The sequence below is a fragment of the Arthrobacter sp. zg-Y1171 genome (assembly GCF_025244845.1).
Taxonomy (GTDB): Bacteria; Actinomycetota; Actinomycetes; order Actinomycetales; family Micrococcaceae; genus Arthrobacter_B.
Genome location: NZ_CP104264.1, coordinates 1,048,388 through 1,062,237, shown reverse-complemented (window position 1 = coordinate 1,062,237; position 13,850 = coordinate 1,048,388). Strand labels below are relative to the sequence as shown.

15 protein-coding genes are annotated in these 13,850 nt (G+C 64.2%); 4 read left to right on the top strand and 11 right to left on the bottom strand.

Annotation, left to right across the window (positions count from 1 at the left end; translation table 11 throughout):
• Positions 1 to 8: 8 nt before the first annotated feature.
• From gatC to N2L00_RS04935, 3 genes are all read right to left on the bottom strand, one after another.
• Complete coding sequence (gatC, locus tag N2L00_RS04945; protein ID WP_227924393.1) at positions 9 to 305, bottom strand: Asp-tRNA(Asn)/Glu-tRNA(Gln) amidotransferase subunit GatC; 297 nt, start codon at positions 303 to 305, stop codon at positions 9 to 11.
• Positions 306 to 498: 193 nt separating this feature from the next.
• Positions 499 to 993 carry a GNAT family N-acetyltransferase gene (locus N2L00_RS04940; protein WP_255767105.1) on the bottom strand — a complete coding sequence of 165 codons (495 nt, stop codon included), beginning with the start codon at positions 991 to 993 and terminating at the stop codon, positions 499 to 501.
• A 120-nt stretch (positions 994 to 1,113) separates the two neighbouring features.
• A complete protein-coding gene (locus tag N2L00_RS04935) occupies positions 1,114 to 1,620 on the bottom strand; it encodes a TraR/DksA C4-type zinc finger protein (RefSeq protein WP_255863405.1) in 507 nt (168 codons plus the stop codon).
• 148 nt (positions 1,621 to 1,768) lie between these two features.
• Here N2L00_RS04935 and N2L00_RS04930 point away from each other — a divergent pair, with 148 nt between their 5' ends.
• A complete protein-coding gene (locus N2L00_RS04930) occupies positions 1,769 to 2,527 on the top strand; it encodes a bifunctional 2-polyprenyl-6-hydroxyphenol methylase/3-demethylubiquinol 3-O-methyltransferase UbiG (RefSeq protein ID WP_255863406.1) in 759 nt (252 codons plus the stop codon).
• 255 nt (positions 2,528 to 2,782) lie between these two features.
• On the opposite strand, the gene N2L00_RS04925 is transcribed toward N2L00_RS04930, so the two are convergent.
• Entirely contained in the window at positions 2,783 to 4,426 is a 1,644-nt protein-coding gene (locus tag N2L00_RS04925; RefSeq protein ID WP_255863407.1) for an HNH endonuclease signature motif containing protein, read from the bottom strand.
• Positions 4,427 to 4,741: 315 nt separating this feature from the next.
• Between N2L00_RS04925 and N2L00_RS04920 the strand changes: the two genes are divergently transcribed.
• Positions 4,742 to 4,900 (top strand): hypothetical protein, encoded by a 159-nt coding sequence (locus N2L00_RS04920; protein WP_255863408.1) that lies wholly within the window; start codon positions 4,742 to 4,744, stop codon positions 4,898 to 4,900.
• Between the two features lie 14 nt (positions 4,901 to 4,914).
• Complete coding sequence (locus N2L00_RS04915) at positions 4,915 to 5,514, top strand: GNAT family N-acetyltransferase (RefSeq protein WP_255863409.1); 600 nt, start codon at positions 4,915 to 4,917, stop codon at positions 5,512 to 5,514.
• Between the two features lie 13 nt (positions 5,515 to 5,527).
• Here N2L00_RS04915 and N2L00_RS04910 read toward each other — a convergent pair whose 3' ends face one another.
• The 6 genes from N2L00_RS04910 to N2L00_RS04885 all read right to left on the bottom strand — a co-directional run bounded on the left by N2L00_RS04910 (position 5,528) and on the right by N2L00_RS04885 (position 10,690).
• Positions 5,528 to 6,322, bottom strand: a complete 795-nt coding sequence (locus N2L00_RS04910; RefSeq protein ID WP_255863410.1) for an inositol monophosphatase family protein — start codon at positions 6,320 to 6,322, stop codon at positions 5,528 to 5,530.
• On the bottom strand, positions 6,319 to 8,568 hold the full coding sequence (gene ligA, locus N2L00_RS04905; RefSeq protein ID WP_255863411.1) for an NAD-dependent DNA ligase LigA: 2,250 nt from the start codon (positions 8,566 to 8,568) through the stop codon (positions 6,319 to 6,321). The genes N2L00_RS04910 and ligA overlap by 4 nt, the downstream gene beginning before the upstream one ends.
• 102 nt (positions 8,569 to 8,670) lie before the next feature.
• On the bottom strand, positions 8,671 to 9,252 hold the full coding sequence (locus tag N2L00_RS04900) for a hypothetical protein (protein WP_255863412.1): 582 nt from the start codon (positions 9,250 to 9,252) through the stop codon (positions 8,671 to 8,673).
• A gap of 7 nt (positions 9,253 to 9,259) precedes the next feature.
• On the bottom strand, positions 9,260 to 9,718 hold the full coding sequence (locus N2L00_RS04895) for a hypothetical protein (protein ID WP_255767096.1): 459 nt from the start codon (positions 9,716 to 9,718) through the stop codon (positions 9,260 to 9,262).
• Between the two features lie 251 nt (positions 9,719 to 9,969).
• Complete coding sequence (locus N2L00_RS04890) at positions 9,970 to 10,275, bottom strand: pore-forming ESAT-6 family protein (RefSeq protein WP_227924368.1); 306 nt, start codon at positions 10,273 to 10,275, stop codon at positions 9,970 to 9,972.
• A gap of 79 nt (positions 10,276 to 10,354) precedes the next feature.
• Entirely contained in the window at positions 10,355 to 10,690 is a 336-nt protein-coding gene (locus N2L00_RS04885; RefSeq protein WP_255767095.1) for a hypothetical protein, read from the bottom strand.
• Positions 10,691 to 11,027: 337 nt separating this feature from the next.
• Between N2L00_RS04885 and N2L00_RS04880 the strand changes: the two genes are divergently transcribed.
• Positions 11,028 to 13,376 carry an FdhF/YdeP family oxidoreductase gene (locus tag N2L00_RS04880; protein ID WP_255767094.1) on the top strand — a complete coding sequence of 783 codons (2,349 nt, stop codon included), beginning with the start codon at positions 11,028 to 11,030 and terminating at the stop codon, positions 13,374 to 13,376.
• Positions 13,377 to 13,463: 87 nt separating this feature from the next.
• Here the strand turns inward: N2L00_RS04880 and N2L00_RS04875 are convergent, their stop codons facing one another.
• Positions 13,464 to 13,781 (bottom strand): DUF6457 domain-containing protein, encoded by a 318-nt coding sequence (locus N2L00_RS04875; protein ID WP_255767093.1) that lies wholly within the window; start codon positions 13,779 to 13,781, stop codon positions 13,464 to 13,466.
• Between the last annotated feature and the right edge of the window lie 69 nt (positions 13,782 to 13,850).

Genomic DNA, 13,850 nt, shown 5'->3' with positions numbered 1-13,850 from the left:
GGAAGCTTTTACTCCTCATCCAGGATGGCAGGGACCTTGAAGCGGCCGGCGGCGTTGTCCGGGGCTCCGGACAGTGCTTCTTCATTGGTCAGCGTCTGCCCCACAACGTCTTCACGGAAGACGTTGACCAGCGGGATGGGGTGGGAGGTTGCCGGGATGTCCTCGCCGGCAACTTCGCTTACGGATTTGATCGAATCCACGATGACATCGAGTTCGCCGGCCATCTTGTCCAGCTCGTCGTTGGTCATCTCAATGTGGGCCAGCCGCGCCAGATGCGCCACAGCCTCACGATTGATCTCAGACATGAGTCTCCCATGCGTCTTTTAGGAACGTTTTTCGGCTTTACGCCGGTATCCGTTCCAGTCTACGGCGTTTCGGGGCAGGGCATGGAGGCCGCCGCCACACCCTGCCGGCGCGCTGCAACACGCTGCCGACGCGCAAAAGCCGTCCCGCCGCCGTCGGGCACCGGGACGGTCGGGGCCGCGTACTGATTGAGGGCTAAACGGCCTTGCGGAACACCCAGAGAATGTAGTCTTCGCCGGGAACGGTCCAGTCCCGTTCCGGAACGCGTTCAAACCCGCAGGACAGGTAGAGGGCGTGGGCGTTCAGCATGGTGGTCATGCTGGTGAGGCTGACGGCCTCGATACCGTCCTTGTTCCGGGCGTAATCGACAATGGCGTTAACCATCGCGCGGCCCACTCCCCCGCGCTGGAGGGTCGGATCCACGGCGAGCATCCGGAATTCCAGTTCGCCTTCAATGGCGATGTCCGTGTAGGGCTGGCCCGCGTAGGTGATTGCGGCGGAGGCAGCCACCTTGCCGTCGAGCTCTGCTACCCACAGCTCGGTGTGCTTGGCGCGGTCCTCGACGTTTTCCAGTTCCTTGACGTAGGGGTTGTCAGCCTCGATGTGATTGCCGTGCAGGTAAGCCTCACGGGTAATCCGGCGGATGTCGTCAAAGTCAGCCTCGGTGGCAAGCCGGATGGTGATGCTCATGCGTGGTACGAGTCCTTAAGGTGTTGGTTGAAGTGCACGTAGATTCTATCCCCGCCCCGCCGCGTTTCCGGACGGCGGTGAGGCGGCGCACACGGTTCAACCGCACCGTCGCCGGTGCGCTTACCGCCGGCGGGCTGAAGCGCACTCCACGCAGAAGCGGGTTTCGGGCCGGATTTCGAGCCGGGCCGCCGGGATCGCCGTCCCGCAGCGTTCGCAGATGCCGTAGCTATCGGTGTTCAGGCGTTCCCGTGCCTCCATCAGTTCAAGGAGCGATGTTTCCGCTGCGGCCAGGAGTGCCACCTCGTTGGCCCGCTCTACGGAAACCGTAGTTCCTTCGGGATCGTGTTCGTCGTCTGCCGGAATGTCCTTGGCGGCCAGGGTGACTTCCCGGATCACGGCCGTTAATGTGCTGATCTGCTCACGGGTGTGTTCCATCCGCTCGTCGATCAGGCGGGCGAAGTAGGCCGCGTCCAGTTCCGGCGGGGTCTGTGGAGTCAGTGGGGTCTGCGGGGTGGGCGGGGTCTGCGGGGTTGAAGTCCGCGGGGTGGGAGTCTGCAGCGCGACCGCTGTTGGCTCGGGAGTTCCGCGGATGGTTTTGCGCGGGGCCGTGGGTGCTTTCTTAGGCATGCGTTTTCCTCCTGTGACTCGATGCTGCACGGGATGCATCGGAATAAATTATCCGACGGCGGAGCGCGGAAAAGTGCCCCCGAGGACGGTCCTTTCCTCAGGGCTTAATCCCGGTAGGATTCGGGTCAACTGTCCGAAATCCGGGGGAATGATGGTTGACACGTTCTACAACGAGCCGCGGCTCGTGGCTCTCTATGACGAAGACAATGCCGGGCAATGGGACACCGACTTTTATGCCGGCCTTATCGGCGATAAGCCGCTCCGCATCGCCGACGTCGGATGCGGCACCGGCAGTTTCGCCGTGCGTCTGGCGCTGGCGGGCCACACGTTGACCGGCGTCGATCCGGCCTCCGGCATGCTGGAGGTGGCGCGGTCTCGCGAGGGCGGCGAGAGGGTCACCTGGTTGCAGGGCACCGCCGCGGATCTGCCGCAGGGTCCGTTTGATGCTGCCCTGATGACCGGGCATGCGTTTCAGTGCCTCCTGACGGAGGCCGCGATCCTCGAAACGCTGACGGCCGTTCGATCCCGGCTCGTGCCCGGCGGCACCTTCTATTTCGAGACCCGGAATCCTGCGGCGAAGGCCTGGCTGGAGTGGGACAGCGGCAATGCTGGCCCGTCGGTCCAGGAATCTTCGGCGGGAACGCTGGAGGTGGAGTGGGAGCTGATCTCGGTGGAAGACCAGCCCGACGGCGCGTTGGTCACGTTCGAGGACCGCACCGTCTTCCGGTCCGACGGCGAGCGGTTCATCAGCCGCAGCACCCTGAAGTTTGTGCGGGCAGAGGTGCTGAAGGACCTGCTGGACCGGGCCGGGTTCCGATCCGTGGACTGGTACGGGGATTGGGAGGGCGGGCCGTTCATGGAAGCGTCCAGCCGGGAGATCATTGTGGCTGCTCACCGACGAACCTAGCAGTCAGTCGGCGGCAACTCGGCTCGGAGACGGTGGGGTGCAGGTTACAGGTTGCAGGCGGCAGGTGGGAGACGGTGGGGCGGGCGGCAGGCTGGCAGGTCTGGGTTAAGTCAGGCGAGTGGCCACAATCGCACTGCCGGCTCCAGTCCGGCACCTGTCGGTAACCCCCGCTGCCGGAGGTGGCCGGAGGTGGCCCGAGCCTGCGGGGCAGCTTGGCAGTGGAGAAACCGGCAATGGTAACCGAGCCGTACCCGCTCAGAATGGCGGTGCCTGTTCCTGCCGGGACTCGTGCCGCACTGAACTCTTGGGCCTTGAATCCGTCTGGGTGAAATTCTCCTGCCGGGGATCCGTACTCCGGCTTACTGCCGGACCTGGCAGATCCAGTTCCAAGAAGGGCTCGGTCCGATAAACCCGGCCTGTCGGCGAGGTCCATTCAATTACCCCCGGCACGGATTGGGAGGCTTTCCAGTAACCCAGGGTCTTGAACCGGTGATGCCGACGGCACAGGTGTTCCAGGTTCCCATGGTCCGTGGGTCCGCCTTGGGCCCAGTCGGTCGTGTGGTCGATGTCCGAATTCGCGGTGCTCACCCGGCAGCCCGGGAACCTGCAGGTTCCGTCCCGCGCCCGGAGCCAGCGCCGGAGCCCGGCCGGGACTCTTCTGCGCCGACCCACGCCCAGGATCTCTCCGGTCTGCGGATCCTGCGCCAGTCCGGTCCATCCGACGGCGTTGCGCGCCAGTCGGCGGGCTTCTTCGGCGCTGATGGGCCCGTAGCCATGCAGTTCTGCCGGCTTGTCGTCGGCTCCGAAGAGGGTTTCGGCGCTGATCAGGACCATGATCTCCGCCCTTGGGACGATTTCCTCGTCCGGCCTGGAACGGCGATAGGGCGCACCCTCCGAAGCGCCACCAAAGCCGCTTCCTTCCTCGTCCTGGGTGGCTGCGTCAGCGCCAGTGTCAGTGTCAGTGCGCCCGGTGGTGCGTCTGACTCCGGTCCCACGCCCGGTTCCAGTCTCGTCCGGGGTTCCAGGCGAGGTGAAGAGTCCCCGACTGCTGCCCATCAACAGCTGCGCCAGAATATCCGCACGCAACTGGTCCGTGGAACGTGAATCCCCTCCCGCCTGCTCACCCCGGGCCGCAGTACTGAGTGCCGTGTAGATCTGCTGCGCTTCCGCAGCCCGTAGCCAGGCCGACAGGCAGGACATCCCGTCCTCTTCCCGGTCCAGGATGACCTTCCGCTGCTCAAGCGCGGTCAGGTGCCGCTTGCTGACGGTCTCTGGAAACTTCTTTTCCCGCAGCCGCCGGGCCTTAGCCGAGAACTGCGCCCGCGTTTGACCCTCAGCGGCCGCCAACAGGTCCGCTTCGAACCCTGGCAGCTTGTCGGGCGGAACGTTCTGGCACTGCTCCAGGACCACCTGCGCATGCTGGTACGAGAACCGTCCCTCCTCCAACCCGGCCAGCGTCGCGGAATGGGTGCCGCACAGCCGGTTGGCCTCGCTCAGCAGCCGCTGGCCCGTCACCTCCGGAACGTTCAAAATGGCGGCGCATTCCGACGCCGCAAGACTAAACGCCATACCGGGCTCGACCCTCCCCGACGCGGCCTGGAACCTGTCCCGGAAAATTTGTTCCATCCGGTGCACCAGACGGGCTTCCAGCGCCTGCGTCCACGCGAGCAGGTGCGCCATCCGGGACAGGGCTTCACCGACCGTCTGCTCGTCGAAGGCTTCAAGGTTCTGCAGGGCCAGTGTCCCAGTGAAGCCATCCGGGTAGATGTCGGCTGGACTTTCAGCACCGCCGGTAGCGGTCCCGGCATCCTTCGCTGGGTCCGAGTTGAACGAATCGTCAGACCGAGCGGATGCAGTGCCGGCAGTTCCAGTAGTCCCAGCAGCGTCGTCGACGGGCACTGCAGCGGCCTCTGCCGAGGCCTCAATCAGTTCCGCCCTATATACAGCCAGAGTGACTGAAGAACAAGGTTGCTCGCCATCACCGGCTGTGCCCTCCGACTGCTGGTTCTCACCACTCTGCTCTTCAGTTGTTGGTTCGGCATTCCCGAGCTGTTCCATACCTCAGGATTTCATCCGGCACTGACATTTCAGGCCCAAAAACAGGCTGAAAACGTAGCGCCTGAAAAACCCAAATACCCGTCTTTCGTGCCCAATTACCTACCCGCACCTGTCCCCTTTAGGCTCCGCTGAGCCGACCGAGTTCAAGAACTGACCGTGTCGCAGCCGGTGCAGGAAGCCGGATTCAGCTCCGCCCACTGGTACGGGGACTGGCACGACGGCCCCTTTGTGGAAGCGGCGAGCCGGGAGATCATCATCGCCGCCCGCTGCCAGACGAGTGCCCGGACCGCCAGGAGCGTCCGGGGAACCGGATAGGCCATCATGGTGCCATGACCGCGAATCCCACGGCCACCCGCTGGCCCGTCATCACACCCCGCCTCACCATCCGTCCCGCCGAAGCCGAAGACCTGCCGCGCATGTTTGAGTACCGACGGAAGCCCGAGGTCGCGCAGTGGATGACAGCCCAGCCCACGGACGTGGACGCCTTCGTGGAGCGGCTCCGGCAGCCGGAGCATTTGGCGGCCACCTTTGCCGTAGAACAGGCCGGAACCCTCGTCGGTGACCTTTATCTTGCCCGCCAGGACGCGTGGGCGCAGCAGGAGGTAGAGGAGTTGGCGCGCGGCACGCAGGCCGAGATCGGCTACGTCATTGCACCGGAGTTCGCCGGGCAGGGGTACGCGAGCGAAGCTGTAACTGCACTAATGCGCGTCTGCTTCGAGGACCTGGGCCTGCGCCGGGTGGTGGCGGAGTGTTTCGCCGACAACACCGCTTCCTGGCGGGTCATGGAAAAAGCCGGGATGCGGCGTGAGGGGCGGTTCCGCCAGGGGTCCCTCCACCGTTCGGGGCGCTGGCTGGATGACCTCCGCTACGCGCTCCTGGCCGATGAATGGCATGCATCCGGGGCCGGCGGAAGTGCCGTGGCAGACTAGCGTCCAGCCGCAGCTAACCCAGCAGCGCTGCCCCGGCGACAGTGACGGCGTCGAGCCGCTCGGCATCGTCGGCAGGCTGCGGCGGACGCTGGACAGGCACACCGGCTTCCTCGGCAATCAGGGCACCGGCTGCGTAGTCGTATTCGTTGAGACCGCGCTCGATATAGGCGTCCAGGGAACCGTCCGCCACCATGCACAGGTCCAGGGCCGCGGACCCCAGGCGCCGCACATCGGCGAATTGCCCGGCCAGCTGGGGCAGGGCCGCGTACTGCTCGGAACGCACCGAAGCATCATAGGAGAACCCGGTGCCCAGCAGCTTTCCGACGCGCTGGGGATCGGGACCGGTGAGCTTCCGGACACTGCCGTGCTCTGCCAGCCAGGCGCCGTGCCCGCGGGCCGCCGAATACACGCGTACCAGCGCCGGAGCGTGGACGACGCCGGCCAGCCACTCGCCGTCGTCGTTCACCGCCGCCACCGAGGTGCCGTAATAGACGATGTCGCGGATGAAGTTGGTGGTGCCGTCCAGCGGATCGATGGACCAGCGGATGCCGGAGGGATGCACCGGGACAGCCGGTTCCAGCTCCTCCCCCAGCACGACGTCGTGCGGACGCAGGCGGGCCAGGACTTCCCGGACCGCCACCTCGGCGGCGGTGTCGAAGTCCGTGACCCAGTCGCCGTCGGCACTCTTGTTCACCGCGTTGAGGCCGCCGGCAGAGCGCTGTGCCAGCACAGCGGCACCCGCTGCGGCAGCCTCGCGGGCCACTTCGAGCAGTTCCAGCGGGTCAGCTGCGTCGGGCAACGGCATCATTCGGACTCCTCGGTCGGCTCGGATTCAGGTACCGGCCCGCCCGGCACGGACCCCTCGGCCAGCAGCGTGCGGAAGCCGTCTTCGTCGATCACACGCACACCCAGCTGCTCGGCCTTGTCCAGCTTGGTGCCCGCGTTCTCCCCGGCCACCACATAGTCGGTTTTCTTGGAGACCGAGCCGGAAGCCTTGCCGCCACGGGTCAGGATGGCTTCCTTGGCCTCGTCGCGGCTGAAGTTGGGCAGCGTGCCGGTGACGACGACGGTCAGGCCCTCCAGCGTCCGCGGCACGGATTCGTCGCGCTCGTCGGCCATCCGCACCCCTGCGGCGGCCCAGGCGTCCACGATCTCGCGGTGCCAGTCCTCGGCGAACCATTCCTTCAGCGCCGCGGCGATGGTGGGTCCGACGCCGTCGACGTGCGCCAGCTGCTCTTCCGTCGCAGCCCGGATGGCGTCCATGGAACCGAAGGCACCCGCCAGGGCGCGTGCCGCCGTCGGGCCTACGTGCCGGATGGACAGGGCCACGAGGACCCGCCACAGCGGCTGGGTCTTGGCCTTCTCCAGCTCGGTAAACAGCTTGTGCGTGGTGGCGCTGGGCACGGACGGCTTTTTGGCGGTGCCCTTGGTGTAGAAGTACGGCACGAGTTCGGTGCCGTCCACCACGCCCTTCACACGCTTCGGCCGTTCGATCCGCACGTCGGCCAGGTCTTCGATCAACAGGTCGAACAGACCCGCCTCGCTGGTGAGCGGCGGGGTTTCCGGCTCGGCCGGCGAGGTGAGGGCGATAGCTGCCTCCCAGCCGAGCGCTTCGATATCGAAGGCACCGCGGCCGGCCAGGTGGAACACCCGCTCGCGCAGCTGGGAGGGGCAGGACTTGGAGTTGGGGCAGCGGATATCCACGTCCCCTTCCTTGGCCGGCTTCAATTCCGTGCCGCAGGAGGGACAGTGGGTGGGCATCACGAAGTCGCGTTCGGTGCCGTCGCGGAGTGCGACGACGGGGCCCACGATTTCGGGGATCACGTCGCCGGCCTTGCGCAGCACCACGGTGTCGCCGATCTTCACGCCCTTGGCCTTCACCACGTCCTGATTGTGCAGCGTGGCCATTTCCACCGTGGAGCCGGAGACCAGCACCGGCGTCATCATCCCGTAGGGCGTGACCCGGCCGGTGCGGCCCACGTTCACGCGGATGTCCAGCAGCTTGGTGTTCACTTCCTCCGGCGGGTACTTGTAGGCCACGGACCAGCGCGGCACGCGGGACGTGTTGCCCAAGGCGCGCTGCAGCCCGAAGTCGTCCACCTTGACCACGATGCCGTCGATTTCGTGGGAGAGATCGTGCCGGTGCTCGCCGTTGTCGGCAATGTACTTCAGCACTTCCTCATAGGTGTCGAGCACCTTGTAATAGGGCGACGTCGGCAGTCCCCACTGCTTCAGCAGTTCGTAGGTCTCGGACTGGCTCGCCACGTTGAGTCCTTCGCGTGCCCCGATGCCGTGCACGTACATGCTCAGCGGGCGGCGGGCGGTGACTTCGGGGTCCTTCTGCCGCAGGGAACCGGCAGCGGCATTGCGCGGGTTCGCAAAGGGCGCCTTGCCCGCTTCCACCATGGTTTCGTTGAGGTGCGCGAATTCCTTGGAGGGGATGAAGACCTCCCCGCGGATTTCCATTTCCGCCGGGAGGTCCTCGCCCTTGAGGGTGCGCGGGATGGAGGCGATGGTCAGTACATTGTGGGTGATGTCCTCGCCCGTGGTGCCGTCCCCGCGGGTGGCGGCCCGGACCAGTTCGCCGTTGCGGTAGAGCAGGTTGACCGCGAGGCCGTCGATCTTCAGCTCGGTGAGCCACTTGATCTGCGCACCGGGGGCAATATTTGCAACGGAGGCTTCGGCCTTGCGTATCCAGGCGTCGAGCTCATCGAGGGAGAAAACGTCCTCGAGGCTGTACATCCGCTGCAGGTGTTCCACCGGGGCGAAGGCGGCGGATACTTCGCCGCCTACTTCCTGGGTGGGTGAGTCATTGGTGACCAGCTCGGGGTGCAGCGCCTCGAGCTCTTCCAGGCGGCGGTAGAGCCGGTCGAATTCCGCGTCCGAAACCAGGGGTGCGTCTTCGTTGTAATACGCGAAGCGGTAGCGGCGCACCTGCTCAGCAAGTGTCTGGTACTCCTCGCGCAGGTCTTCTGCGGGCGGGGCGTCTGTGCTGACCGATTCGACGGCGGCTTCGGTGTCCGTGGGTTCAGGAGATGTCTTGGCTGTGCTCACCTAACCAATCTTGCCGTATCGCGTCCGGTTCCGGGAGCGGTGCGGGACTACGACGCCGGACCGGCCGGGCTGTCGTTGTCCGCATCCCGTTCCGCTTCAGAATCATAAGTCGTCGTCTTTCCGCCACGAGAGTTCGGACTTGATATTGCCGACCAAGGCAGCTTGGAGCCAACCGAAAACCGCCGACCGGGTGACGGGCTCGTCATGAAACGTATGGAACCCGTGATCTTTCAGCAACCGCTCCTTCAGTCCAAGGTCGGTGGTGAACTTGGTAATAACAGCAAGGTTTCCGCCCTGATCCTCACCATGGATCGTCACGACGCCCCTGGGGCTCAACTCTCCAGTTGCCCGCACGGCGTGAATCTTCGAAACCTCCTCATATGGAACCCTCAGCGAATGCCTGACGCCGGGCGAGGGGAACTGGTCCCCATGGTCAATCGTCATCCAGCCCACACCTGGAGAGTTTCCGCCATATTTAATAAGCAAGATCGTTCTGTCATAAGGCGTCGTCGAATCAACCTCGACTTCCTGCCCCCTCCACGTACCGTACGAACCGGTCAATTTCGTGCCGCTGGAACTCCACATAGCCAGGAAATATACCGCCGCCAAACCATTACTACCGGAATTGGTTGTTCTAAGAAACAACCGTTTCCGACGATCAAAACTGCCCTCAGACAGCGACAAACACTTCCTACTGCATCAGGTCCTTTTCTTCCATCCTGATGTCTTCCAGATCCTCCCACCGGAAGGTGCCCACATACTCAATCCGATCGACCTGGACAATCTCGGGAATTTCTCCCCGGTCAATCTTCGGTTCCTGGGCCGGGTGCGGTTCCACCCAGGCGTGAACGACGCCGTCGGCATACCTGGCGATGCCGATCTTGTTGCCATGCCACGTCGCGGTCACGGCGAGCCTCACAAAACGGTCCACCTCATAATCGGCGATTTCCAGGGTCCACGAGGCGTGCCCGCCTCGTCCATCCCTCGCCGAAATGGAGGTCCATTCCGGTCCCGGCGGCGCCGCCTCATGGAACAGAGTGATGAACCCCTTACGCAGCCGCGCAGCCCGGTACCACCGTCCCCTCCACACCGCGTATTTACCGGGCGGCAGCATACCGTTCGGAAGCGTCTCCGGTAGGGGTTGGGACACGGGACGGGAAGCTCCGCGGCGGCCTGCATCTTCGGGTCCCGGAGTTTCCTCATTCAACCGCCTGCACCCTTCTCCACATTCCATTCCCGTATCTTCCGAATAACGATAAACCCGTGTATGTGGTGCAGTTCAGGGCTGCCGAGGGGCCGGAACACATCCAAATCCCGGATAAGGCCGCTATGCACGCGTGCGCATTAAAACAACAACGGCACCGGATCCAGCCCGGCGCCGTTGTGTTGTGCAATCAGTGATTAGCCGATGTTCTGCACGGCGGACTTAGCCCGCGCACCCGCACCCGCAGCCGTCTCATCATTCTGCGACAGCGTCTGCTTCACCAACGCAATAATGTTCCGCGTCTCATTCGCTGCATTCCGGAAACGGTTCTCCACCGCCTGGTAATCCTCCGAAACACCGTCAGCCTGGAAATCCGACATAGCCGCATTCACAGCCTTCTCACGCTCACCGATCAACGACTCCAGCCGGGCAACAATCGACTGGATATCCCCCTGCACCGCAGAGGAAGTATCAGTGTCATAGCTCAAACGATCCTGGGACATGGCAAATCCTTTCAACACCGGCACCCACGCGCCGGAAAGCAACCGAACTAAGGAAGAACTAGGAAAAGGGACAGAAGAACTAGCGCGAAGAACCAAAACGCGCAGAGTCGAACGACGCCGACCCCTGCTGCTGGGCCGCATTGTCCGCAGCCTCCTGGTCACCGGTCTGGAAGTGCCGGTCCATCTCCGACTGACCCATCAGGATCGCCGAGAGGGAGCTGTTGAGCTCATTGGCAACCTCGTCCGTGCGGGCCTTGAACTCGTCAAACTTCACCCGGCCGGCACCGTTGAACTTGCCCTCCAGCGGCGCCGCAGCCTCCATCAGGCTCCGCACCAGCTGACCCAGATCCTCATTGGAGGAACTCGTCTGCTGCGTCAACGTCCCAAGGGTCGAAGAACCCATATCAAACTTCATGGCAAACCACCTTTTCGGCACCCCACGGCGCCCTCGTCCGAACTGTTCCCCCGAGCAGCCGGACGAATTCACCAAAAAGGTAAATCCCGTTCCATTTGCCGGTAACCCCCATCAAACCCACCAAAACCAACCCGGTCAAGGAAAACACATGGGCAGAACTACCCATGTGGTGTGTGCCCACGGATAACGTCCACCAATTCCGAAGGCGCCCGCCGTCGCAAGGACGGCAGCAGTCCTTGCGGCGGTGCGCCCGGACTGCTAGGCCTGTTGGTAGATAAACTGCGGTAGAAGCAGTCGCCGCCTTAGCGGCAGACATCGCGATGAAGGGAAGTGCGGCGTGGCCAGGAAAGAACCCCGCGTTAAAGAAGTCAACGAGAGCGACATAGAGGTCAAGGGACAGCCGAAGGAGTGGGCGGCGGGACTTCCTGCCGTCTACCACTCCATGAAGCCGGCGATTGAACACATGGGGCTCGCCCGCGCCTTGGGGACCACCTTCCGCATGAACCAGAAGCACGGGTTCGACTGCCCGAGCTGCGCCTGGCCCGATCCGAAGGACCGCAGCCCGTTCGAATACTGCGAAGAGGGCGTCAAAGCCGTCACCTGGGAAGCCACGCCGGTGGTTATTTCTTCGGACTTCTGGGCCGAACACAGCCTCACCGACCTGCGCGGGCGTTCGGAATACTGGTTGGGCATGCAGGGCAGGCTGACCGAGCCCCTGTACAAGCCGGCTGGTGAAGACCATTACCGGCCCGTCAGCTGGGATGAAGCACTGGGGATTGTGGCTGACCGGCTCAAGGCCCTGGATTCCCCGCACGAAGCGGCGTTCTACACCAGCGGGCGCACCTCCAACGAGGCGGCCTTCCTGTACCAGCTGTTCGTTCGCGCCTATGGCACGAACAACCTGCCCGACTGCTCCAACATGTGCCACGAGTCCTCGGGCTGGGCCATGGGCCAGACCATCGGAATCGGCAAGGCCACGGTGACCTATGACGATTTCGGCCAGGCCGACCTGATCATCCTCATGGGCCAGAACCCGGGCACCAACCATCCGCGCATGCTCACCGCACTGGAACTGTGCAAGCGCAACGGCGGCAACATCGTAGCCGTGAACCCGCTGCCCGAGGCCGGACTGAAGCGTTACAAGAACCCCCAGAAAGCCCGGGGCATCGCAGGAAAGGGCACCGAACTCGCGGACCAGTTCCTGCAGATCCGGCTCGGCGGGGACATGGCCCTGCTTCAGGCAATTTCCAAGCGGGTGTTCGAGGCAGAGGACAAGAACCCGGGGACCGTCCTCGACCACGAATTCCTCGAGGAGCACTGCGAGGGGCTGGCAGACCTCAAGGAACATCTGCTGCTGCTGGACGACGAGGAAGTGCTGGAAGCCACCGGGCTGCGCGCCGAGGAAATCGACGAACTGGCCGAACGCTACCTTCGGGCCGAAAAGGTGATCATCACTTGGGCCATGGGCATCACCCAGCAGAAGAAGGGCGTTGCCACCATCAAGGAGATCATCAACCTCCTGCTGCTGCGCGGCAACATCGGCAAGCCCGGCGCCGGCGCCGCCCCTATCCGCGGGCACAGCAACGTCCAGGGCGACCGCACCATGGGCATCTGGGAGCAGATGCCGGGGACCTTCCTGGACTCGCTCGGCAAGGAATTCAACTTCGACCCGCCGCGCGAGCACGGCGCCGACGCCGTGGAAACCTTCCTCCGGATGCAGGACGGCCGGATCAAATTCTTCATGGCACTGGGCGGCAACCTGATCTCCGCCATCTCGGACACCCACTTCGCCGAGGCCGCCATGCAAAAGACGGACATGACCGTGCAGATGTCCATCAAGCTCAACCGCTCCCACCTCGTCACCGGCAAGGAAGCGCTGATCCTGCCGGTGCTGGGCCGCACCGAAATCGACATCCAGGAAACCGGCCGGCAGTTCGTTTCGGTGGAGGACACGGTCTGCGTGGTCCACGCCTCGCACGGCGGGGTGGAACCCGTCTCGAAGAACCTCCTCTCCGAACCGGCGCTCGTTGCCCGGCTTGGTGCCCTGGTGATCGGAGACCGGATCGACGCCGACTGGGCCGGCTACGAAAAGGACTACGACCTGATCCGGGACCACATCTCACGGGTAGTGGAGGGCTGCGAAGACTACAACGAGCGGATCCGCCACGAGGGCGGGTTTGTCCTGCCCAACGGCCCCCGGGATTCGCGGACCTTCCACACCCCCACCGGCAAGGCGGTCCTGACGGTCAATGACCTGGAAGCGGTCCAGCGGCCGGAAGGCACCCTGCTGCTGCAGAGCATGCGTTCCCATGACCAGTGGAATACCACCATCTACGGGCACAATGACCGGTACCGCGGCATCAAGGGCGGCCGCCACGTGCTGTTCATGAACTCCGGTGACATCGAGGAACTCGGCCTGGCGGACGGCCAGTACATCGACATCCACGGTGTCCACCACGACGACGCCGAGCGTGTCCTGCGCAATTTCCGGGTGGTCTCCTACCCCACGCCCAAGGGCTGCGTAGCGGCGTACTACCCGGAAGCCAACGTGCTGGTACCGCTGGACCACGTTGCCGAGGGCAGCAACACCCCGGTGTCCAAGACCGTGCTGGTCAAGGTGGAACCGGCCGCACAGCAGACTGCGGGCCCGGAAGACAAGATGCGCCGCGAAACGGCGCCCGTGTAGGGGCACCGTAGGGGCACCCATGTAGGCAGCCAAACGCACAACAGGCCAGGACTTCGGTCCCGGCCTGTTGTGCGTATGGGCGTCTGCTTACTGGGCAGAGCCCTTCCAGCCGGGCTGGTCCGGGCCTTCCAAACCGGTTTCAGCCAGCTGGAAGGCGGTTTCCGCCGCTTTCCGGACCGCTTCTTCAGAGGATTTCCGCCCGCTGGTGGTGGTGAGTCCGGCTGCGTACCCGACCACAAAGGCACTGACCAGGCCCGCGTTGTCTGCAACGGTCCGGGCCGACTTCTCCGCCAGCTCCACGAGCATCTTGTGGTCCACTTCAAGATCCAGGATCTGCAGCGCCTGGGTAAGGCGCCGGCTCCAATCGTCCAGTCGGCGCTCTTCCATCTCCGGGTTGGTGCTCATTGCGGCTCCTTCATCGGTGCGTGTGCGGTGAATAATTACTCAAGCTTTAGCACCCGCGGCCCGGCATCC

What these genes read in the sequence shown, in the direction of transcription:
- gatC (WP_227924393.1), bottom strand. Translation starts at nt 305, where the DNA reads ATGTCTGAGATCAATCGTGAGGCTGTGGCGCATCTGGCGCGGCTGGCC.
- N2L00_RS04940 (WP_255767105.1), bottom strand. Translation starts at nt 993, where the DNA reads ATGAGCATCACCATCCGGCTTGCCACCGAGGCTGACTTTGACGACATC.
- N2L00_RS04935 (WP_255863405.1), bottom strand. Translation starts at nt 1,620, where the DNA reads ATGCCTAAGAAAGCACCCACGGCCCCGCGCAAAACCATCCGCGGAACT.
- N2L00_RS04930 (WP_255863406.1), top strand. Translation starts at nt 1,769, where the DNA reads ATGATGGTTGACACGTTCTACAACGAGCCGCGGCTCGTGGCTCTCTAT.
- N2L00_RS04915 (WP_255863409.1), top strand. Translation starts at nt 4,915, where the DNA reads ATGACCGCGAATCCCACGGCCACCCGCTGGCCCGTCATCACACCCCGC.
- N2L00_RS04910 (WP_255863410.1), bottom strand. Translation starts at nt 6,322, where the DNA reads ATGATGCCGTTGCCCGACGCAGCTGACCCGCTGGAACTGCTCGAAGTG.
- N2L00_RS04890 (WP_227924368.1), bottom strand. Translation starts at nt 10,275, where the DNA reads ATGTCCCAGGATCGTTTGAGCTATGACACTGATACTTCCTCTGCGGTG.
- N2L00_RS04885 (WP_255767095.1), bottom strand. Translation starts at nt 10,690, where the DNA reads ATGAAGTTTGATATGGGTTCTTCGACCCTTGGGACGTTGACGCAGCAG.
- N2L00_RS04875 (WP_255767093.1), bottom strand. Translation starts at nt 13,781, where the DNA reads ATGAGCACCAACCCGGAGATGGAAGAGCGCCGACTGGACGATTGGAGC.